The sequence below is a fragment of the Ancylobacter defluvii genome, assembly GCF_018390605.1.
In the GTDB taxonomy this organism is placed as follows: Bacteria; Pseudomonadota; Alphaproteobacteria; order Rhizobiales; family Xanthobacteraceae; genus Ancylobacter; species Ancylobacter defluvii.
The window spans coordinates 319,838-341,182 of sequence record NZ_JAHBGD010000017.1; the positions used below are offsets into that span (position 1 = coordinate 319,838).

Genomic DNA, 21,345 nt, shown 5'->3' on the forward strand with positions numbered 1-21,345 from the left:
TTAGCGCGCAACTGTCATCGCCAAAACGCTTGTGAATGACGAATTGACCGGCATGACCACAATGCGTGTTACCGCTCAGCCCTCCGCTGCATGGCGTTTCGACACTTCGGTAGATTGGGATGTGTCGATCAGGCTGGCTTTAATTCCATTGAGCGCGCTGAAAATGGCCTCAAGCAGGGCTGTGCTGAAGGGATCGAGTTCGCCATAACCCTCCAGGCCGGCATCAGACGCACGTTGCTGTCGCTCCGCAGTCGCAGCCGCCATTAGCTTGGTGATAGCAGCGTCTATTTCTGCTGCGACTGTTCCCATTGGAACCTCTTCTCGGCACGAGTTATCGTATCAGGCCTACACCTTATGCGATCATAAATTATTTCCGTCACGCAAAAATTGCGCCGCGTCACAAGATTGGCTTTGCATCTCGGCGCTCTTGATAAGTCCAGCTCAACGCGCCGTCCACCTGGCGGCTTTGCCGAATACCGACCGACTTCGTCCCAGTGCAGGAAAGCGAACCGATCAGCCGGCACCAGATACCCCATTCAGGCTGTCCGCAGCGCGAGAATGAACACTCGAAGTTACGCAAGCAACAGAAACGCGCACCGACGACCGCCTCCCCTAGGATAATGGCTCGAAGACCATCACGCTTGTGGCATTGGCAGGCGCTGCTTGAAGAACCTTTGCTGCTGACGTAAGTGCATGGCGTCTCGCAGCCCACATGTGAACAGCGGCAGGCGCAGACGACAGGCGAAATCCGCGATCGGAAAATATCATTGCCGAAGCGGGGACTCTTCTCGCAGATCTCGCGCGCAGCGGTGCGCTCTGCTTCGCACCGAGCCTCCTAGCAGATTGGCAATCGGCATGCGAATGTAGCTGAAAAATCACTAAGTACCTGGGAGGATTCGATGCCTGATCTCACGCTCAAGAGCATGGTTAAAGTGCTGACCATTCGCGAAGGCGACTTGAAAGTTCCGCTCTTGGAAGCAGTGGAAATGATCGACGAAAACCCCGCCTGGCACGTCCGTATTCCGACCGGGTACACCCCACATGGTGGGAAGGTACTGGCGCTCAACGACATCCGGCGCCTCGTCAAAGAACTACCGCGCATATAGCCGTGCAACTCCGTTCTGTATCATTTCGGTTACCGCTCCTGCTCGCCTCTGCAGGATTGGACGGCGAAAATATCGACGCAAATGTGGTGTATATGGAGCGCCCAGCGTCTTGTTCCCCCGTCGACGACCCTCAGCGTAATAAAATGGTAAGATTTTTCTGCCGTTGAAAGCGGTGGGCAACTTGGCAGCGGCCGAATCACATGTGATCTTTCCCTCACAAGGGAGAGGTGGAATGCTTGATTCGACCGACCGCACGAACATCCCTCTATCGCGGCATGCATATGTCCGATTTGTGAGCTTCGGCGCCCCTAATCAGACACGTGCCTTCACGACGAGACTGACTACGCTCGACCAACTTCCTACCGAGTATAATTACATCGCCGAGTCTCGGTCCTTTGTGATTCTTGGCATCTGGGTTGACGGTATTGGACGATTGAACGGCTACTCGGCCGAAACGTTCGTCAGAACCGTTGCGCGAAGAGTTACCGCAGCCGGAATCGTGCCAATGCGAGCAACTATGTGACCTGAGCCGAGCCCCTTACTGAGCTGCGTGGACATTCGGAATCCCAGATGAAGTATTTCTAACCACGATCGAAACTCCGGGCGGTGTTCAGGAGTGCGGTGCGGTTCGCCCCGAACGCCACGATGGGCATGATATTTGTGAGATTGCCGGCCGCGAATGTGTATGGCGGTGAGGCGGGAATAGCTTAAGTGACGAAGGAAGCCACTTTCGAGGCTGCCTGTCGGCGTGGTGCTACTGGTAGAGCCTGATCAGCTTCGGCCGGCGGGTCGGCATCGTGGTGGCCGCAGCGGTGCCACTCACCCTTGCTGTTGTTTTCGTCATCATGCTGGAGACCGGCCGCTTCTTCGATCGCATCACGCTGGGCGCGTTCATTCTCGGTCTCGGCCTGCTCGTCGACGACGCTATCTTCATCGCCATCGAGGTGATGACGATGAAGATAGCGGAAGGCGTGGACCGATGCTCTCGGGCACGCTGGTGACGATCATCGGTCTCATGCCGGTTGGCTTAGCCCATTCCTCGGCGGGCGAATATGCCGGCAACATCCTCTGGATCATGGCCTTCGCGCTCATCCTGTCGCGGTTCGTGGCGATGGCGTTCAAGCCCTATCTTGGCGTCAAACTGCTACCCGACATCAAGCCTACCGATGGCGGCCACCACGCCATCTACGACACGCCCGGCTATCGGCGGCTCCGCGCCATCATCTCATGGGCGGTACGCCACAAGTTCATCGTCGCCGGCGCCGTGGTGCCGTTCTTCGCCGTGTCGGTGGTAGCCATGGGCAAGGTGCGCCAGCAGTTCCCCGGTCTCCGACCGGCCCGAGGTCCTGGTGGAGGTGCGCCTGCCGGAGGGAACCAGCATCGCAGTAACCAGAAACGCCGCAAGGCTGGTCGAGGCGTGGCTGCATTAGGGTCTAAACTCAACGAACAAATTATGATTCGATCGGTTCATGGATAGAGAAGGTCCCATGAGCCGATTGTTCTGGTTGAACGATGACCAATGGTCGAAAATCGAACCGCTTCTGCCTCATTATGGCAGCCCGCCACGTGCCGATGACCGGCGCATCCTGTCGGGTATCGTCCATGTGCTGCGCTGCGGCTGCCGCTGGCGCGATTGTTCGATCGATTACAGCCCCTACACCACGGTTTACAACCGCTTCAACCGATGCTTCCGCAATGGGATCTGGCAGCGCCTCTACGCCGCCCTGACCGGTGATTGCCGCACGCCGCGCCAGTTGCTCGCCGACAGCACCCACATCAAGGCGCACCGCTCGGCCGCCGGCGCCGAAAAGAGGGGGGGCAATGTCAGGCGATCGGTCGCTCCCGCGGTGGTCGAACGACTAAGATCCCTGCCCTGAGCGACGGCCGGGGCCGGCCGCTGGTTCTTGCCCTCACGCCGGGCCAGGCGGCCGATATCAAGATGCTGCCGGTCATGCTGGACGCCGTGCCGCCGGCCGACGAGCTTCTCGCTGACAAGGCCTGCGACAGCGACAAGGTCCGCGACGATCTCGCCAGCCGAGGGACACGCGCCATCATCCCCCAACAACGATGATCGAAAATACCGGCATCCATTCGACAAAAGGCACTAGAGGAAACGCAATGCCATCGAGCGCATGTTCTGTCGCCTCAAGGACTTCCGCCGCATCGCCACCCGATACGACAAGTTCGCGAGAAACTATCTCCCCAGCCTCTGCCTCGCAGTCCTCGTCTCATGCTGGCTGCGTTGTGTCTCGACCCTAGCTGCCGGAAGCCGAGATCGTCACCTCCTATATCGGCTAGGGCGCACCGCGCTTCTTCCTGGCCATGGCGCCGGAGCTGCCGGACCCCGCCTTCGCCAAGATCGCGGTGTTGACACCCGATGCCGAGGCCTACGAGGCACTGAAGCTGAGTTGCGCCGGGCCATCGCCCAAGGGCTCGCACCAGCGGCCGATCTGCGAGTCACGCAGCTGGCTTTCGGCCTTACACGCCGTTTTCGGTCGAGTTCAGGTTGCGCGGGCCGGACGCTACCGTATTGCGCGCCATTGCCGACGAGGCGCTCGCCATCATGCGCGCCAATTAGAACACACGGCAGGCGAACGGCGTCCTGATGCGCAACACCCTGATCCTGATCGGCCAGATTTATACCAATCAGGAATAGGAACTTGATCCCTATCACGCGGCAGTGGAAGCAACGGTGCAGCGAGCGCGGCCGGTAATCATCACCGCGCTGACAGCGGTTCTGACGTTCATCCCGTGACGCATTCGGTCTTCTGGGGCTCGCCTGCCTACACTCTTATCGACGACAAGATGGTCGGCACCGTGCTTATTCTCATCTTCCTGCCAACGATTTATGCTGTCTGGTTCCGCATGCAGGCGCGTGAGCCAATGTCGGTACTCCACAATGCGGCGCCTGTGGCCTCGGATCCTGCTTTGGCGCCAGGTGAATGACCGTGACGACTGGAGAGATCGCGCCTACCCCATCCACTATCAGTCAGCAGCCCGCAGGAGATGACGGAACAGCGGCAACCCCGGAGGGCTGAAGAGAGGACGCCTATTCTCCAGCCCTGCCGGCAGATCGCCGCTTCAGCTGTGCAGGAAGGCCAGCAGATCCGCGTTCAACCTGTCCTTGTCGGTATGGAGTAGTCCATGAGATCCGCCGGGGTAGACGAGCAATCTGGCCTGCGGGATCAGCTTTTTCGTCAACGTGCCCGAGATCTCCAATGGAACGATCTGGTCGTCATCGCCATGGACAATCAGGGTTGGGACGGTGATTGTCCTGAGGTCGCCGCGGAAATCGGTCTCGGAAAACGCGCCGAGCGCGAGATACGCGGCCAGAATGCCGGTCGCCTCTCCCTGTCGCCAGTAATTTTGCCGCAACCCCTCCGAGATCTTCGCCCCCGGACGGTTGAAGCTGTAATAGGGCATGGTGACATCGAGGTTCCACTGAGACCGATCGGCCTGCACAGCGGCACGAAACCCATCGAAGACGGAGAGCGGCGCGCCACCCGGGTTCGTGTCGTTTTTGAGCAGGAACGGCGTCACCGATGCCACGAAAGCCACTTTAGCGACGCGGCCTTGGCCGTGGCGGGCGATGTAGCGGGCGACCTCGCCACCACCCATCGAGTGCCCGACGAACGTCGCCGCGCGTAGGTCGAGCCTATCGACGAGTTCAGCGAGATCATCGGCAAAGGTATCGTAGTCATATCCGCTTGCCGGCTGGCTCGATCGCCCGAAACCACGGCGGTCATGTGCAATGACGCGATAGCCGTTCTGCAGCAGGAACAGCATCTGGTCTTCCCAGGCATCGGAGGACAACGGGTAGCCATGGCTGAAGACCACGGCGGGACCCGAGCCCCAATCCTTGTAATAGAGAACAGTGCCATCCCGGGTGGTGAACCGGTCGGCAACCGGCCCGCCGGTGCCTGTCGGTTTCGCCGTCTTGGCTTTTGCCGGATCGGTGAGTGCGGCATGGCCCCCCCGCGGCAGCCACACCCCTGAGAATATGACGCCGTGAAACGCCATCATTAGTTGTATTTCCGAGCATGATTGACTCCTGTGACATGTGTCGCTCGTGAAAAATGAAGATGATCTGATGCTTAGGCGGCTCCCAAGCTCCACATAAGTCGCTTGAGAATTACATTCCGAGCCGACGCAGTTCGTCTTGTGCGCATATCTGACCGTTGCGATTCTTTACGCTCGGTAGCTCTGCAACCTTGATGCGCCAGGCAATCAGTGCGGACAACTGCGCCGGAAGAGCGATGCCGGCCGCATCGGCGAACATGAGACCGGCGAAGAGGGTAATGTCGGCCATCGAGAAGCGGTCTTCGGCAACGAACGACCGGCTTTTCAGAACGGCGTCGAAATACTTCATTCCGCGCAGGGCTCTATCGCGCTCGCGCGCACGCCACTCGTGGCGACCGGTCCATTCAGGGCTCTGGAACGCTTCAAGATCAGCGCCGAGACCGGGCGTGCCATGATGGAAGTAGTGGCCGTCCGCATCGAGCACCTTCCGCCTCGGCCGGCCTTTGCATCATGTGGATAACGGCTTTCTCACGTGGCGTTCGGCCGGTCAGCGTCGGCTCGTCATCGAAATGGTCGAGATATTCAGTGATGGCCATGCACTCAGCAATGTAGGTGCCGTCTTCGAGTTGCAGGACCGGCAGCACGCCGGACGGATTCTTCTCCGGGAAATCAGGCTGCTTGTGCTCTGCCGCGATGAGGTCAACGGATACGAACTCGACTTGAGCATCGAGATTTTTTGGCCAGAACGATGCGGATTCGTGCGCGGTCGGGAAACCGGGACGGTCAAAGATTTTCATGCGAACGATCTCCTTGTCTATCTATCGATAGATATGCATCGTCACTAAGCCTTCCCAAACCGCCGGTCAACATCTATCTATCGAGTGATAGGTGACGAGGCGGCGATTATGAAAACCACCCCTGACATGCGCGAGGCGGTGATGACGGCGGCGAAAGCTGCCGTCCAGGCGCGTGGCTACAATGCGTTGAGCTTTCGCGAGCTTGCCAAGGAAGTGGGGATCAAGAGCGCCAGTGTGCACTATCACTTTCCCACCAAGGGCGATCTCGGTGCGGCGCTCGCACGCCGATATACACAGGATGGTGCAACCTACCTGGAGGAGTTGCTGGCTCAGTCCGATAGCCCCGGCTGGTGCATGGACCGATATATCGAGATTTTTCGTTCGGCTCTGGCCAACGATAATCGTATGTGCCTGTGTGGGATCATGAGCGCCGAACTCGACAATCTCCCGCCGGAAGTCAGGATCGAAGTCGATAAATTCGCCGGCGTGAACGTCGCCTGGATCGAACGGGTTTTGCGCCTGGCGAAGCCTGACGTCAGCGAGGCCGCGTTGAAAAAGCAGGCCATGGCGATCTTCGTCGCCATTGAGGGCGCACAACTTATCTCCCGCGGCTGCCGCGATATCGCGATCTACGACCAATCGGTTCAGGCGTACCGCGAGGCCGGTCTCATTCCTTGAATCCAGGCGCGTTCACAGCGCGAGCCGACGGCTGTCCCTCATGTCGGCCGGCCTGCAACGACAGAGCGGGGCGCTGGCTTGGTGTCGGAATATCTTCCAGCATCATGCGCCGGTCGTTTGCCGCTCACTCCGGCAGCGGCTGCATCTGGAGCAGAACCCTTGCCGCCTCTACGCAGCGCGCCATACGCTCCATCGAGCGCCAATCGACCGCCCCGGTGGTCTTGCCGAAATAGATCTCCCAGGCCAGGGCAAGGACCGGCTCGCCATGCATATCGCGCTCGATGTGCCGTGCGGCCGAAGCGAGTTGCTCGGGATTTTGTCCGGCGCTCGTCTCGGCTACCACGTCAAGACAGTCCTCGCACATGGCGTAAGGCGCTCATCCTTTGAATGCGAAGATATCGAAGCCCCGGTCTCGGTCGATGACATAGACGATCCCGCGCCCGTCGACATCGACGTCGTTGCTCTGCGGACTCGCATGACCATTAGCCGGCTGTGGAATAAAGTATCCCACTTCACGGGGGCTTTCCGGAGCGGCGAGGTCGATCACCCGCAAACCGCCGGCAAACCATGTCGCGAAGACCAGGCTGCCAACCTGCCGCTCCTGGAACTGATGCGCGCCGAAGCGCCCGCCAGCGCGCGCATAGGGGCTGTCGGTCTGGCTCAGGTGGAATGTGGAGAGAGGCCTCACCGCAGTGGGATCGGCCGCGTCCATCACCCACAGAAAGGCATGTGGCTGGCCGGGCACATGGTCGTGCTCCTCATCGATCATCAACGCGATGTCACGCCCGGCAATCGGCGAGGCGAGGCGAAAGAAGGTGTGCGTCGGCTCGGGAAACGGGGGATGATAATTGAAGCTGCCGAGCGTGCGCGGCCGGGCGATGTCCGACACGTCGATCGCATAGGCGCCGGCATACCAGCAGGAAGCCCACATCACGTCGCCGACACGCAGCGCGTGGTGGAGCCGGTGGCGCTGACCGGGCCATGCCGGCGTTTCGCCGCCGGCGACATGCTGGCCGGGCAGGTGCCAGCGCGAGACCTCTCGCGGCCTCGTCGGATCGGCAAGGTCGTAGATGACCAGAATATTGCCGACATACCCGTCCATCTCGGTGGAGATGTAGGCGTAGCGCTCGTCCATGTCGAAGCGGTGCACACCGATGCCGCCGGTGCGGACATAGGCGAGTTCACGTGGATTGGCCGGGTCTCCGATGTCCCACACACGGAAGCCACCCTCGCCATAGCCCCGCAACAAGCCGGCGCGAAGATCGGCGAGTTCGTCGGTGGTAACGCCGAGCAGTTGCGCGATCTCATCCGGTGTCGGCACGCGTCCGAGGCGGGCGGTGAGTTCGCCCGTCACCGCCTCGATCCGCTCACCCTTGCGATAGAAATGCCGGCGATGCCGCTCGACATTGGTGATCATCAAGTCGCCGGCAACCTTCACCTTGTGGGTGTGGGAATAGCCGTTCGGCGGCGCAAGGGCCGCCACGAGGCGCGGCCGGGCGGGATCGCGCACATCGTAAATACTGGTGCCCAGCGGCGGCGACATGTGGCCGATGAAGGCGTAGCCGTCCTTCACCACCACCTCCCCGCCGCCCGGAATATCCAGCCGGGCGAGCGGCGTGATGTTGGCGCTGTGCAGCGGGCCGGCCGGAAGGTGCGCGTTCATGCGGCAACCATCCGGGCGGCACGGTTGCGGCGCCATTGCACGATGGAGGGGATCGCCAGCGAGAAGGCAAGCGCCGCCCACAATATGTTGCCGACCGGCGAAGAAAAGAACACCCACGGGTCGTTGCCGCTGATGCGCAGGGCGCGCATCACATTGGCCTCCAGCATCGGCCCGAGGATCACTCCGATGAGCAGCGCCACCACGTTGAAGCCGGTCTTGCGGCAGATATAGCCGATAGCGCCGAACAGTAGTGTCAGCCACAGGTCGAACATGTAGCCGCGCGGAGCGAAGGCCCCGACCAGAGTGAAGGCGATGATGATCGGCGCCAGCACCGGGGTGGGGATCAGCACCAGCTTCGACACCCAGCGGGTGAGCGGCAGGGTGGTAAACAGCATCACCGCATAGGCCACCAGCATGGTAATGAACACGCCATAGCCGATGCCTGGATTCTGAATGAACAGCCGCGGGCCGAGCTGGACGCCATGATAGGTCATCACGATCAGCATCACCGCCGCCGTGGTGCCGCCGGGCACGCCGATCACCAATAGCGGGATGAGATCGCCGGACGCGCATCCATTGTTGGCGGATTCCGGCGCGATCACGCCCTCCGGGATGCCGGTGCCATATTTCTCCGGCGTCTTGGAGTAGAGCCGCGACTGCTGGTAGGCGACGAAGGCGGCGATGGAGGCACCGGCTCCAGGCACGATGCCGATGATCAGTCCGATTATGCCGGTCCAGATCATGTGCCAGGTGCGCTGGAACGACATGACCACGCCTTCCCAAGTCTCCTTCCAGCTGGACTGCTGCATCATCTGCCGGCCGGTGTCGCTGAGCACCGAGGTGCTCTCCATCATGATCAGCGCTTCGGAGATGGCGAAGACGCCGATCAGCACCGCGATCAGCGGCACGCCGTCATAAAGTTCAATGAAGCCGAAAGTGCCGCGTGGCGTCGAATAGATGTGGTCCGCGCCGATCGCCCCGATCAGCAGGCCGAGAAAGCCGGCGATCAGGCCCTTCAGCATGTTGTCGGAGGCGACCGAGGCGATTAGCGTGATGCCGAACAGCAGGATCACCACCATCTCGACGCTGTGCATGTAGAAAGCGAGGCGCGCGATGTAGGGCAGCAGGAAGATCGACATCAGCGCGGTGACCATGCCGCCGACCGTCGAGGCGACGAAGGACAGCACCAGCGCCTGCTGGCCGAGCCCCTTTCGCGCCATCGGATAGCCGTCGAGGCAGGTTGCCGCCGAACCGCCATTGCCGGGAATATTGAGCAGGATCGAGGTGATGCCGCCGCCCATATGCGAGGCCACGAACAGCGAGACCATGAAGATCATCGCCACCTCGACATCCACCGCCAGCGTAAAGGGCAGCAGCATGATGATGGTATTAGCCGAGCCGAAGCCCGGCATGGCACCGATGATGATGCCGATGGTGGTGGCGATGACGATCAGCCAAAGATAGCTGAAATTCAGCAGGAACTGGTCGGAGAGCAGGCTCAGGCTGAGATTCATGTCGGACCTCCCGTCCGCAACGGCTTGCTGCCGGGCTCAGAGGCCGGTCAGGGCCGAGACGAGGCGCTCGAAGGGACCCTGTGGAAACGAGGTCCGCAGGATGAGGATGAAGAGCACATAGCCGAACAGGGCGAGCGAGCCGGCCGTGAGGGCCGCAGCCCGAACGCTCATGCGCTGCAGCCACAGGAAGCCGGCAAAGAGAAAGCCGAAAGTGCTCAGCGTGAAGCCAGCCCAGGGGATCACCGCCACCGAAGCGACGGTGAGACCGAACAGCGAACCGCGCACGATGGCGAGCTTTCGGTCCTCATAGAGGCTGGTCAGCTCGAGATAATGCGTGCCGCGCGCGAGGCCGATCACCGTCCTCAGCGCGAAGATGCCGATCAGCAGGAACAGCACCACGGCGCAGAACACACCGGAGACCTTGGCCTCCCAGTCGAGGTCCTTGATGGAGATCAGATAATAGGTCGCGAAGGCGGCGCCGAGGATCGGGATGATCCAGTCGGCGCCGGTCGCAACCTTGCCGTTGCGGTCGTCATTCATGGCGGAGATCCTGCCTGAGAACCGGCACGGGTCCGCCGGCTCTCGCCGCACGAACCCGGCGGCGCGTCACTTCGTGGCGGAGAGCAGCGGACGATAGCGGTCGGCGAGTTCCACGAACTCCTTCGCCGACTCCTGGCAGGACGCCGCGTCGCCATACTGGATGAACTCCCACGGCGTACCGGCTTTCTCCGCCACCGCCTTGTAGTCGGGATCGGCGAAGACCTGCTTGAAGGTCTCGGAGAGCTTCTTCACCCGGTCGGGATAGGCTTCCACCGTCTTGGCATGGATGGCGATGGCGCGCTGGCCGGACATTTGCGGGATCTTGGTGCCAAGCGCCTGGTTCACCGGCGGCGCGTTGTTGGTCAGTTCTGGCGCACGGTTGGTTTCGTTGAACACGGTGAGAAAGCGTGCCTGATCGCCAAGGCCGAGCGAGGACGACAGGAAAGTGGCGCAGCCATCGACCTCGCCGGTGATCGCCGCCGAACGGGCGGGGCCGCCGCCGCCATAGGGGATCATCCGCACCTTCATGCCGGTCGCCTCGGCCAGTGCGAGGGCACCGATAGTCGAGGGGTGCGGGAGGCGGCTGGTGGAGAGCGTGATCTCGCGCTTCTTGCCCTCCTCCACCATGTCCTGGATCGTCTTGAACTTGCTACCCGACCCGACCCAGATCACCGAATCGTCGACGTCCATGCTGCCGAGATAGACGAAGTCTTGCGGATATTTGTACTTCACCTTCTGGGTGGCATACATGATCATCTCGGGGCCGATATTCCCGAAGAGAATATTGTAGCCGTCGGCTTCGCGCTTCGAGACGAAGACCTCATACCCGACCTGACCGGAGGCGCCGGGAAAGTAGGAATATTCGAAGTTCGCGCCGAGATATTTGCTCCAGATGCGGTTGAAGGCGCGCGCGGCCTGATCCACCCCACCACCTTCGCCGGTGGGGATCAGCACCTGAAGCGGCTTGTCGGGATAACCCGCCGCCTGCACGGCAGAGGCGAACGGGGCGAAGACAGCACCGGCCCCTGCGAGCAGGACATGGCGCCGATTAAGCATGATGGACATTTGGCTTCCTCCCAGGCGCGCTGGCGCGCGACATCGTACCGGCCATTGGCTGGCCCGCTGTTGGATTTTCTTCAACCTATTATTCTTTGGTTATATATTGGTCTAATTTTCCGGTCAATGCGCCAATGTCTATCTCAATCAGCAACCGTAGTGCTTTGGCGCCGACAACTTACCGGTGCAGAACCGCACCCGAAGCGATCTCCAATTCATCCGGCACCCTGACGGCAGCTCATGGCGAGATATCCAAGCAAACCAAATCAGAATTGGTTCAGAGACAAACGTGCCTAGCTGATCGACGGTGGCGGCCAGACGTCCGGAGAAATGCGACCCGGCTGGATCGACGCGCCGCTGCGGGACACCGCGGATTGCCTTCGCACCGGCCGCTCATGGTATCCGTTCGATCGGATCTCGGGTCGATGGAGATGGCCCGCCCGACGGCACGGGAACAGCCATGAGGACGAGTATGACCGCGAAATCGTTTGCCATGGCTATCGTCGCGCTGGTCGCCGGATCCTCGCTGGCAACGGCCAATGACGACGTATTGAAGCGGATTTCCGATCCAAGTGGTCAGGTCATCCAGACTCTGGACTATGCCAACACCCGCTATTCCCGGCTGGACCAGATCAGCACCGGCAATGTCGGCCAGTTGCAGGTGGCCTGGACATTCTCCACCGGCGTGCTGAGGGGGCACGAGGGCAGTCCGCTGGTCGTTGACGGGATCATGTATGTCCATACGCCGTTTCCCAACATCGTCTACGCCCTCGACCTCGATCACGACGGCCGCATCTTGTGGAAATACGAACCGCAGCAGGAACGGGACGTCGCCGCCATCATGTGCTGCGATCTGGTCTATCGCGGCCTCGCCTATGCGCAGGGCATGGTCTTCCTCAGTCAGGCGGATACCACTCTCGTTGCGCTCGATGCGAAGACCGGCGCCGTTCGGTGGCGGGTGAAGAACGGCAACCCGAAAAAGGGCGAATCCAACACCGCCACCGTGATGCCGGTGAAGGACAAGCTGATCGTCGGCATTGCCGGCGCCGAGTTCGGCGCGCGCGGGCATATAAGCGCCTACAATCTGAAGGACGGCACCCTCGCCTGGCGCGCCTATTCCACCGGCCCCGACGCCGAGATGCGGATCGATCCCGAGAAGACCACGGAACTCGGCAAGCCGGTCGGCAAGGACTCCTCGCTCCGCAGCTGGGAAGGCGAGCAATGGAAGATCGGCGGCGGCGCCCCTTGGGGCTGGTTCGCCTACGATCCCAAACTCAATCTCGTCTATTACGGCAGCGCCAATCCCGGCACCTGGAACCCCTCGCAGCGCCCCGGCGATAATAGGTGGTCAAACACCATCTTCGCCCGCGATGCCGACACCGGCGTCGCGCGTTGGGTCTACCAGATGACGCCGCACGACCAGTGGGACTATGACGGCGTCAACGAGATGATCCTGACCGACCAGGTGGTCGACGGCCGGACACGGCCCTTGCTCACTCATTTCGACCGCAACGGCTTCGCCTATACGCTCGACCGGCAGACCGGCGATTTGCTGGTCGCCGAGAAATTCGACCCCAGCGTGAACTGGGCGACCGGCATCGACATGGACAAGGCGAGCCCGACCTATGGCCGGCCGCTCCTGAACCCGAAATACGGCACCGAGGCGGAGGGCGAGGACGTCACCTATTCCGGCATCTGCCCGGCGGCGATCGGCGCCAAGAACCAGCAGCCCGCCGCCTATTCACCCGCATCCGGCCTGTTCTACGTGCCGACCAGCTCCCTGTGCATGGATTACGAGCCGTTTCATGTCGACTACGCGTCCGGCCAGCCCTATGTCGGCGCCACCCTCAACATGTACCCCGCTCCCGGCGGCAATGGGCGAACCGGAAACTTCATCGCCTGGGACAATGTGAAGGGGCACATCGTCTGGTCAATTCCCGAGCGATTCTCGGTGTGGTCCGGGGCGCTGGCCACCGCCGGCGGAGTGGTGTTCTACGGCACGCTGGAGGGATACCTGAAGGCCGTCGACGCCACGACCGGCCGGGAGCTCTACCGGTTCAAGACGCCGTCCGGCATCGTCGGCAACGTCATGACCTATGAGCATCGCGGCCGGCAATATGTCGCCATCCTGTCCGGCATCGGCGGCTGGGCAGGCATCGGCCTCGCTGCCGGCCTCTCCGATCCGAATGCCGGATCGGGAGCGAAGGATGCCTATGCGGCCCTCAGCAGCTACACCGCGCTGGGCGGCCAGCTGACGGTGTTCGCCCTGCCCGGCCGCCCCTAGAGCAATTCCCGCAAGAGTGCGTCGCGGTTTTGCGAAAAGAATTGCGTAGAAACAAAGAACTAGAGCAATTCCGGTGAACCTGATTTCACCGGAATTGCTCTAGGCGACAGGAGCACCCGCAAGAGTGCATCCTGCCTACCGCACCGGCTGCATGTCGCCGGCCCGAGCGCCATCGACCTCTGCCACCATGCCGGACTGGCGCTCGAACAGCCGCCGGTAGCGTCCGCCGGCTCTCGCCAGCAGCGTCGCATGCCGGCCGTCCTCGACGATACGGCCGTGCTCGAAGACGAGAATACGGTCCATCGCCTGCACGGTGGACAGCCGGTGCGCGATCACGAGAGCCGTGCGCCCATCCATAAGCCGTTCCATCGCCTGCTGGATCGCCGCCTCCGACTCGGAATCGAGGCTCGACGTCGCCTCGTCGAGGATGAGAACCGGCGCATCCGCGAGAAAAGCACGCGCAATGGCCACCCGCTGGCGCTCGCCGCCGGAGAGCTTCACGCCGCGCTCGCCAACCAGCGTGCGGTAGCCCTTTGGCAGCCGCATGATGAAGTCATGCGCATTGGCGAGAAGCGCCGCCCGCTCGATCTCCTCCTGGCTGGCGTCGGGACGTGCATAGGCGATGTTCTCCGCCAGCGTGCGGTGGAACAGCACCGGTTCCTGCGGCACGATGGCGATCTGCTGGCGCAGCGAGGCCTGCGCCACCTCGCGCACGTCGTGGCCGTCGATCGCCACCCGGCCGGAACTGACGTCGTAGAGGCGTTGTAGCAGCTTCACGAACGTGGTTTTGCCGGAGCCGGAGGGTCCGACAAGGCCGACGCGCTGCCCCGCAGGGATCACCACGTCGAGGTCGCGGAACAGCGGCGCAGCATGGCGGCCATAGTGGAAGGTAACCTGTTCGAAACGAACCTCGCCACCACGCAACGCCAGCGGGCGCGCCTCGTGCCGGTCCGCCACGCCGGCAGCTAGCGCGTGCAGCTCGACCATCTCCTCCATGTCGTTCACCGCGCGCTGCAAGTTGTGCACGTGCTGTCCGATCTCGCGCAGATAGCCGTGCACGACGAAATAGGTTGTCAGCACATAGGTGACATCGCCCGGAGTGGCGCGGCCCTGCCACCACAGCCACAGCGCCGTGCCGGTGACGGTGGTGCGCACCACCCAGAGCAGGGCGAACTCGCCGCTGGCGCTCCAGGTTGCCAGCATCCAGGTGCGGTGCACGCGGCGGTGCCAGCGCGCCACCACGACGCCGAGCCGCGCATCCTCCCGGGCCTCGGCGCCGAACGCCTTCACCACCTGGTTGGCGCCGAGCGTGTCCGAGAGCAGTCCGCCGATGCGGGTATCCCATGCATTCGACAACCGTGCCGCAGGCGCGACGACACGCATCGCCAGCGCGATCGTCATCGCGCCATAAGCGAGCGCCCCGGCGGCCATGACCAGCCCCATCACCGGCCAGTGCAGCATCAGCAGCACCACCGTGCCGGCCAGCACCACCACCGAGGGCAGCAAGGAAAGCAGCAGCACGTCATTGATGACGTCGAGCGCCCACATGCCGCGGGTGATCTTGCGCACGGTAGAGCCGGCGAAGCTGTTGGCGTGCCAGTCCGAGGAGAAGCGCTGCACGCGATGGAAGGTCTCGCGGACCACGTCGGCCATGATGTCGAGAGTCAGCGGCACCACGCCCCACCAGGCAAGATGACGTAGCACCACCATGGCCAAGCCGAGCCCGGCCATGACCAGAAACGCTTCCAGCGCCGCGGGTGCCTGGGCGGGACCGGCGGTCAGCGCATCGACCAGCCGGCCGGCAAACAGCGGCACGAAAACCTCCGTCACCGTCGCCACGACGATGGTGGCGGCAATGGCGGCGGCGAGCAGCCAGTGGCGCACCCAATGCTGGAAGGTGAAGGCAAGAACATTGCGCAGCGCCTCGGCGCCGCGAGCGGAAGAAAACGACATTGAAGCTGCAGGCGCAGCGGGCGCGCCTCTCCTGCGAGAGGGATAGCTCAGCGTGGAGATTGGAAGCTCAGGCGGGCCTCGGATGCGAGGGCGGCCGAACTAGCGGCGAGGGATCCCAGCCGGGACGGGCAAACGGAACATGATCGTCATTCGCGCCCCTCCCCGGTTCGCAGCTTCAATGACGGGTTCATACCACACGCTCGGCCTGTGGACAATCCGCGGCGACGATCGCGCTGCGGACGGTGAGGGCGGCGCCTCCAACCGAGTGGATCGATCTCCCTGCCCCTCCCCAAAGAGCCGACCGGGAAGGTGATCGCATCGCGAAAATGGCTGATGGAAACGGGGCGGGAACATGCCCGTCTCACGTGAGATGTGAGACGGTCTCACACTATCTCACGTTCTATTTTCGTTCGGCAGGCCGATTTTCGCAAAGTTCAGCGATATAAACGATCCACAGCCGCGCGACCGCAACATGCCGCATTAACCAGCCATTAACCAAGATTAACCGAATCTATCCTGACTAGAGGAGATTCGCACGGTGAATGCTGTCAGCCGCTCCGGCCCGTCCATCCGCTTCCGCGGCCGCTCGTTCATGGCGATGACGCTCGTGGCCGATGTGCCGCTCCAGCAGTGGCTCGCCGATTTCGATATCTGGTTGGAACGCTCGCCGGGCTTCTTCACCGGACGGACGGTCGTTCTCGACATGGTTGGCACCGCGGCCAGCAAGGCCGAGGTCGAACGCTGGATCGGCGAGCTCGCGACACGCGGCGTGCGGCTCATCGGGCTCGAGGGCATACGGCCCAGCATGGTCGATGCCTCCATGCCGCCGCTGCTGCGCGGCGGGCGCGACGCCACCCTCATCATTCCGGACGAACCGGTCGCTGTGCCGGAAGCGCCGCGCAAGTCGGCCGAACCGGCGGAGCCGGTGAACATGGTCATCGAGCAGCGCGTCAGGTCCGGCCAGTCGATCGTCTGCCTGGAAGGCGATGTGACCATCGTCGGGTCGGTCGGTGCCGGCGCCGAGATCATCGCCGGCGGTTCCATCCATGTTTATGGCGCTTTGGCGGGCCGGGCGATCGCCGGCGCGACCTTCGGCGCCAAGGCCCGCATCTTCTGCACGAAGATGGAAGCCGAACTGATTGCCGTCGACGGTATCTACCGGACGGCCGAAGACATCGACGCCAGCCTCCGGGGCCGGCCGGTGCGGGTATGGACCGAGGATGACGCGTTGCGGCTTGCCGCACTTTAGGAGCGAGGCATGGCAAAGATCATTACTGTCACATCGGGCAAGGGCGGCGTCGGCAAAACGACGACGACCGCCGCGCTCGGTGCCGCGCTGGCGCGCACCGGCGATAAGGTGGTCGTCGTCGATTTCGACGTCGGCTTGCGCAATCTCGATCTCATCATGGGAGCCGAGCGGCGCGTCGTTTATGACTTCGTCAACGTCATCCAGGGCGATGCCAGGCTGCCGCAGGCGCTGATCAAGGATAAGCGCCTCGATTCGCTGTTCCTGCTGCCGGCCTCGCAGACCCGCGACAAGGATGCGCTGACGGAAGAAGGCGTCGACAAGGTCATCGAGGATCTCTCCCGTCATTTCGACTGGGTGATCTGCGACAGCCCGGCCGGCATCGAGCGCGGCGCGACGCTCGCCATGCGCCATGCCGACATCGCCGTCGTCGTCACCAATCCGGAGGTCTCCTCGGTGCGCGACAGCGACCGCATCGTCGGCATCCTCGACTCCAAGACGCTGAAGGCGGAGCGCGGCGAAACCGTCGACAAGCGCCTGCTGCTCACCCGCTACGATGCCGTCCGGGCCGCGCGCGGCGACATGCTGAAGACCGAAGACGTGCTGGACATCCTCTCGCTGCCGCTGCTCGGCATCGTGCCGGAGAGCCCGGACGTGCTGAGGGCCTCCAATTTCGGCGTGCCGGTCTCCATCCATGATCCGGACAGCGCGCCGGCCCGCGCCTATAACGACGCCGCCCGGCGGCTGAAGGGCGAGGATCTGGCGGTGGAAGTGCCGAAGCAGAAGCTCGGCCTGTTCGGCAAGTTCCTGCGGAGGGCGGCATGACGCTATGGAAGCGGCTTTTCACCAACGGAAGCGCGCCGCAGGCGCGTGAGCGGCTGCAGATCCTGCTCTCCCACGAGCGCCAGATGCTCGGCGGTGACGACCTGTTGTCCAGCCTGCGCGAGGACATTCTGGCAGCCGTCGCCAAGCGTGTGCCCTGCGAGCGCGACAGCGTGAAGGTTCGCCTGGAGCGCGGCACGCCGATGTCGGTCCTCGAGATCGAGGTCGAGATCCGCGGCAATGTCGATCTCCGGATGACGCAAGCCGCCTGAGGGCGGACCTGACACCCGCGACAGTGCCGCCAATGTCGTCCGTGATGACGGCACCCGGCGGCACCGAGGCCAGAGGCACCGACGAACCGGCTCGTGATCGCCGGTGCCCTTATTCCTGTCGGCCGCCTCCGGAGGGGCGGCGGCCTCGCTTGCCGAGTGTGCGATATCGCGGCCGCTCCTTGCGCGGACACCGCAAAAGCCTTCCCGACGAGCCGGTCCCCTCGCTCTGCTCACTCCTTTTGCTGCTTCTGCCGGTCGGCCTGGCGCCGACGCACGGCCTTCTGCTCGTCATTGGGATGGGCGCGATTGGTGAAGCGCGCATTGCCGAGGCCGGTGCCGATCGTCAGCACGCCCCAGCGCTCGACATCCTGCATGAAGGGCACTTCGCTCAGCCCCTGCACGACGGCGTCATTGTGCATCGTCACCGCCGTCTCATGTCCGCCGATAGAAGGGATGGCCTCCCACACCGCGGCCGGGAGGTTGAAGCGGCTGCTCTCCCAGTTGCCGGGTAGGTTCTGCGCGCCGTTCTCGATCGAGCCGTCGGCCGCGACCGAGCCGGGACAGCCGACGCCGATGAACGGCGCCAGACGCAGCCCGTCCTTTTCCGCCTGCCCGATCAGATTCTCCAGCATCGACACCAGGCGTTCCACGGCCTCGTCGCGCCCCAGCTTCTCCTCAGCGTGCGGCCACAGCTCCATGCTGCGTATCCGCGCCTTGGAGAGGTCCTCGGCCTTGTCGAGATTCAACCGGACGATGCCGCAGCGAATATTGCTGCCACCGATATCGATGGCGAGGATGTCGTCGAAGCTGGCGAACATCCAACTCGGGGCCAGATGCGCGCCCCCGATCAGGCCAGCTTCGTCCGGGTCATTGTGAATGGGGCGTAGCTCGATCTCGATGCCCTCCGCACGCGCCAGCAGTTCGGTGCGGGCAACGGCGATCTCGGCGAAGCGACCCGCCTTCAGCCCGCCGCCAATGGCGATCCGTTCGGTATCGCGCCAGGCTTCGGTGCGCAGCAGCCGCCGGATGACGGCGAACAACTCACCGGCATAGTCCTCGACCGCGCTGTGGACGAGCGCCTGCTCATGTGGCTTGCCGTCCGCCAGCGCCTCGTCGATCCTGGATTTGGAGATGTCCTCGATCGGGACGTCTCCGAGCAGCGCAAGCTTGCGGTCCGTGAGGTCGCGCCATCGCGCGAGACTTTCGAAGAAGGCGGCGCGCCGGGCGCGGTCTCCCAGGAAGCCGTCGCCGTCGCGCAGTTGCGCGTTGAAGCTATCGACGGTCACCGCGGCAAGGGTCGAGGCGCCGTGAACCGTGACATTGGGCGGCGTCTCGTTCGATTTTCTGGCCATTTTGCCGCTCATCCATGCCCCCCTTGCGTTACCGCTTGCATCTGCGCGCCCGTCCGGTCGCGGACATGCATCAGCCAACGATCCGGCTCCCCGCGAAGTTCCGCCGGTAACGCCTTCGGCATGCCGAAGGTGGCAGAAGCGAGAGAAAAATCCCCGGCGCGCGCCAGAGTCCCGCTCCTTCTGCGGTGCCAAAGGTCGCACGACGCTGCGGAAATTGACGAGGCGCTGATTTTCGCCGTTAACTGGATGCTTATTGCGTTTTCATGCTGATTTCATCGAAGCCAGATAGTATCGGCCGCCTGATCGAGATTGCGATACGATGCGTGTTTCAGTGGTAATCCCTGCCTATAACGAAGCCGGCAATATCGGCCGCCTCGTTATGGAAACCTTCAACGTCCTGCCTGAGGACATCCTCGGAGAGGTGGTCGTCGTAGACGACTGCAGCGACGATGGCACGCGCGCCGAGATCAAGGCGTTGATGGCGACCTATCCGCGCTTGCGCTATCTGCGCCACGGCCATCGTGCCGGCCAGAGCGCTGGCCTGCGCACCGGCATATTCGCCGCCGGTTTCCCGGTGATCGCCACCATGGATGGCGATGGCCAGAACGATCCTGCCGACATTCCGGCACTGCTCGCCAAAATCGCCCCGCCCGGCGGCAAGGGGCCGGCGCTGGTCGGCGGCCTGCGCGCCCGTCGGCTGGCCACCGGCTCACGGCGCTTCGCCTCGACATTCGCCAATGGGCTGCGCACCCGGTTGCTGAAGGACGATTGCCCGGATACCGGCTGCGGCATCAAGGTCTATTGGCGCGAGGCCTTCCTGCGCCTGCCCTATTTTTCCAGCATGCACCGCTACCTGCCGGCACTGTTCCTCAGCTATGCGCATGAGGTCGCCTATGTACCGGTGAACGATCGGCCGCGCGTGGCCGGCACCTCGAAATACACCAATTTCGGACGCGCACTGGTCGGTGCGTACGATCTGTTCGGCGTGGTCTGGCTGCGGCGCCGCACTCTCGTGCCGCCGATTGCCGAGGACAGCGGCGCCGCCATCCCGCTGCGGCCGGCAACGCTTCCCTCGACCAGCAAGGCCGATGTGGATACCGCCAGCCTCTAGACCCCCAACCGGCGGACGCCGCGGGTAAGCACGGTCAGCCGGTCGCGGATGGCACCGGCCACGGCGTCGAGATCACCGCGCAGCTTCGCCTGCACAGCGAGCCCGAAGCGGCTCAGCTCGCTTTCGAGGCGCTCATCCGAAAACAGGTCGGCGTGGCTGACATAGAAGATCTGCCGCAGCACGACCGCGAGGGTCAGCACCATCGCGATGGCGATGGTGACATCGGACAGGAAATGAGCTCCGAAGGCCACGCGGTTGAGCGAAACCATCGCGATGACCGTGGCGAGCATCGCGACGACGCGCCAGCGCCAGGGGCGCGGCACGAACAGGGCGAGCGGCAGCAGGCAGGCGATGGTCGCCGCCTCGCCGGACACGAAGGAGCGGTGTGCGAAGCTCTGGCCGAAGGACCAGGCGTCGATGAACGGCACGGATCCGCCGAACTCCTCCACCTTCACCGGCCGCGGGCGGCCCCAGAAGGTCTTGAACACGCCGTTCACCAGCAACACCGGCCCCAGCAGATAGAGGGTGGTGAAATAAAGCGAGAAGCGCGGCGGCAGCAGGCAGGGCCGGCACGGATGCAGCAGCTTCAGCGCCAGCGCGACGATAACCACCACCGCCACCGTGACGGGAATGTTGCTGCCCGCCATGCGCAAATCCTGCAGCGTGCCATTCTGCGCCAGCGGGAAACCGACGCCCGGAACGTAGAACTGACGGGTGACGGCGAGATCGATATCCGGAACCAGGATGAAGGCCGCGGAGAGCAGAAAAGTCGCAAGGATGCAGGCCAGCACCCGGTTCTCGATGCAAAATGTCTTGAACCGCACCCCAAACGTCGCCACCGACTGCATCGCGCCCCGCCTCGCTGTCCCGCCTGCGCGGAGTCAAAAAGGGCTCGATGAAACGCCGATGAAGCGCAGATAAAACATTAACG

Annotated in this window: 18 protein-coding genes and 4 pseudogenes; 10 read left to right on the top strand and 12 right to left on the bottom strand. The window is 63.1% G+C overall.

The annotated features are described in order from the left end of the window. Nucleotides 1-75: 75 nt before the first annotated feature. On the bottom strand, nucleotides 76-309 hold the full coding sequence (locus KHC24_RS13350; RefSeq protein WP_213363749.1) for a hypothetical protein: 234 nt from the start codon (nucleotides 307-309) through the stop codon (nucleotides 76-78). 590 nt (nucleotides 310-899) lie between these two features. Between KHC24_RS13350 and KHC24_RS13355 the strand changes: the two genes are divergently transcribed. The 4 genes and pseudogenes from KHC24_RS13355 to KHC24_RS25070 form a co-directional block, all read left to right on the top strand. Beyond that, nucleotides 900-1,106 (top strand): hypothetical protein, encoded by a 207-nt coding sequence (locus KHC24_RS13355; protein ID WP_213363750.1) that lies wholly within the window; start codon nucleotides 900-902, stop codon nucleotides 1,104-1,106. A 736-nt stretch (nucleotides 1,107-1,842) separates the two neighbouring features. Beyond that, a pseudogene (locus tag KHC24_RS13360) lies at nucleotides 1,843-2,530 on the top strand (efflux RND transporter permease subunit); the annotation flags it as partial. Between the two features lie 63 nt (nucleotides 2,531-2,593). Then, nucleotides 2,594-3,346 (top strand): annotated as a pseudogene (locus KHC24_RS13365) (IS5 family transposase); the annotation flags it as partial. A gap of 22 nt (nucleotides 3,347-3,368) precedes the next feature. Further along, nucleotides 3,369-4,052 (top strand): annotated as a pseudogene (locus KHC24_RS25070) (hypothetical protein); the annotation flags it as partial. 135 nt (nucleotides 4,053-4,187) lie between these two features. Here the strand turns inward: KHC24_RS25070 and KHC24_RS13375 are convergent. The 3 genes and pseudogenes from KHC24_RS13375 to KHC24_RS25080 form a co-directional block, all read right to left on the bottom strand. Further along, nucleotides 4,188-5,148, bottom strand: a pseudogene (locus tag KHC24_RS13375) (alpha/beta fold hydrolase). 90 nt (nucleotides 5,149-5,238) lie between these two features. Then, nucleotides 5,239-5,610 carry a glutathione S-transferase C-terminal domain-containing protein gene (locus KHC24_RS25550; RefSeq protein WP_271180681.1) on the bottom strand — a complete coding sequence of 124 codons (372 nt, stop codon included), beginning with the start codon at nucleotides 5,608-5,610 and terminating at the stop codon, nucleotides 5,239-5,241. After that, a complete protein-coding gene (locus KHC24_RS25080; RefSeq protein ID WP_246546872.1) occupies nucleotides 5,555-5,923 on the bottom strand; it encodes a glutathione S-transferase N-terminal domain-containing protein in 369 nt (122 codons plus the stop codon). Before KHC24_RS25080 ends, KHC24_RS25550 begins: the two co-directional genes overlap by 56 nt. Before the next feature lie 108 nt (nucleotides 5,924-6,031). Between KHC24_RS25080 and KHC24_RS13385 the strand changes: the two genes are divergently transcribed. Beyond that, nucleotides 6,032-6,601 (top strand): TetR/AcrR family transcriptional regulator, encoded by a 570-nt coding sequence (locus KHC24_RS13385; RefSeq protein WP_246546874.1) that lies wholly within the window; start codon nucleotides 6,032-6,034, stop codon nucleotides 6,599-6,601. A 124-nt stretch (nucleotides 6,602-6,725) separates the two neighbouring features. On the opposite strand, the gene KHC24_RS13390 is transcribed toward KHC24_RS13385, so the two are convergent. The 5 genes from KHC24_RS13390 to KHC24_RS13410 form a co-directional block, all read right to left on the bottom strand. Then, nucleotides 6,726-6,944: a hypothetical protein gene (locus tag KHC24_RS13390; protein ID WP_213363752.1), complete on the bottom strand. Its 219-nt coding sequence runs from the start codon at nucleotides 6,942-6,944 to the stop codon at nucleotides 6,726-6,728. 33 nt (nucleotides 6,945-6,977) lie between these two features. Next, nucleotides 6,978-8,300 (bottom strand): LVIVD repeat-containing protein, encoded by a 1,323-nt coding sequence (locus KHC24_RS13395; RefSeq protein WP_246546933.1) that lies wholly within the window; start codon nucleotides 8,298-8,300, stop codon nucleotides 6,978-6,980. Continuing rightward, the gene (locus tag KHC24_RS13400) at nucleotides 8,261-9,778 is read right to left on the bottom strand and encodes a tripartite tricarboxylate transporter permease (RefSeq protein ID WP_213363753.1); all 1,518 of its coding nucleotides are present in this window, start codon (nucleotides 9,776-9,778) and stop codon (nucleotides 8,261-8,263) included. Before KHC24_RS13400 ends, KHC24_RS13395 begins: the two co-directional genes overlap by 40 nt. Nucleotides 9,779-9,814: 36 nt before the next feature. Next, nucleotides 9,815-10,318 carry a hypothetical protein gene (locus KHC24_RS13405; RefSeq protein ID WP_213363754.1) on the bottom strand — a complete coding sequence of 168 codons (504 nt, stop codon included), beginning with the start codon at nucleotides 10,316-10,318 and terminating at the stop codon, nucleotides 9,815-9,817. Between the two features lie 66 nt (nucleotides 10,319-10,384). Then, nucleotides 10,385-11,383, bottom strand: a complete 999-nt coding sequence (locus tag KHC24_RS13410) for a Bug family tripartite tricarboxylate transporter substrate binding protein (RefSeq protein WP_213363755.1) — start codon at nucleotides 11,381-11,383, stop codon at nucleotides 10,385-10,387. Nucleotides 11,384-11,846: 463 nt separating this feature from the next. Between KHC24_RS13410 and KHC24_RS13415 the strand changes: the two genes are divergently transcribed. Next, nucleotides 11,847-13,658, top strand: coding sequence for a methanol/ethanol family PQQ-dependent dehydrogenase (locus tag KHC24_RS13415; protein ID WP_246546875.1), 1,812 nt, complete (start codon nucleotides 11,847-11,849; stop codon nucleotides 13,656-13,658). 135 nt (nucleotides 13,659-13,793) lie between these two features. On the opposite strand, the gene KHC24_RS13420 is transcribed toward KHC24_RS13415, so the two are convergent. Then, entirely contained in the window at nucleotides 13,794-15,611 is a 1,818-nt protein-coding gene (locus KHC24_RS13420) for an ABC transporter ATP-binding protein (RefSeq protein WP_213363757.1), read from the bottom strand. 592 nt (nucleotides 15,612-16,203) lie between these two features. Between KHC24_RS13420 and minC the strand changes: the two genes are divergently transcribed. The 3 genes from minC to minE are packed head-to-tail and all read left to right on the top strand — an operon-like array spanning nucleotide 16,204 to nucleotide 17,951. Then, nucleotides 16,204-16,860 (top strand): septum site-determining protein MinC, encoded by a 657-nt coding sequence (gene minC / locus KHC24_RS13425; RefSeq protein WP_246546877.1) that lies wholly within the window; start codon nucleotides 16,204-16,206, stop codon nucleotides 16,858-16,860. A 9-nt stretch (nucleotides 16,861-16,869) separates the two neighbouring features. Then, nucleotides 16,870-17,682, top strand: a complete 813-nt coding sequence (gene minD / locus KHC24_RS13430) for a septum site-determining protein MinD (protein ID WP_213363759.1) — start codon at nucleotides 16,870-16,872, stop codon at nucleotides 17,680-17,682. Then, nucleotides 17,679-17,951 carry a cell division topological specificity factor MinE gene (gene minE / locus KHC24_RS13435; protein WP_213363760.1) on the top strand — a complete coding sequence of 91 codons (273 nt, stop codon included), beginning with the start codon at nucleotides 17,679-17,681 and terminating at the stop codon, nucleotides 17,949-17,951. The genes minD and minE overlap by 4 nt, the downstream gene beginning before the upstream one ends. Before the next feature lie 230 nt (nucleotides 17,952-18,181). Here the strand turns inward: minE and KHC24_RS13440 are convergent, their stop codons facing one another. Continuing rightward, complete coding sequence (locus KHC24_RS13440; protein WP_373878618.1) at nucleotides 18,182-19,303, bottom strand: ROK family protein; 1,122 nt, start codon at nucleotides 19,301-19,303, stop codon at nucleotides 18,182-18,184. A 319-nt stretch (nucleotides 19,304-19,622) separates the two neighbouring features. On the opposite strand from KHC24_RS13440, the gene KHC24_RS13445 reads away from it, so the two are divergent. Then, on the top strand, nucleotides 19,623-20,414 hold the full coding sequence (locus KHC24_RS13445) for a glycosyltransferase family 2 protein (protein ID WP_213363761.1): 792 nt from the start codon (nucleotides 19,623-19,625) through the stop codon (nucleotides 20,412-20,414). Here KHC24_RS13445 and KHC24_RS13450 read toward each other — a convergent pair. After that, complete coding sequence (locus tag KHC24_RS13450; RefSeq protein WP_213363762.1) at nucleotides 20,411-21,253, bottom strand: phosphatase PAP2 family protein; 843 nt, start codon at nucleotides 21,251-21,253, stop codon at nucleotides 20,411-20,413. The two genes, KHC24_RS13445 and KHC24_RS13450, sit on opposite strands and share 4 nt — an antisense overlap. Nucleotides 21,254-21,345: the final 92 nt, after the last annotated feature.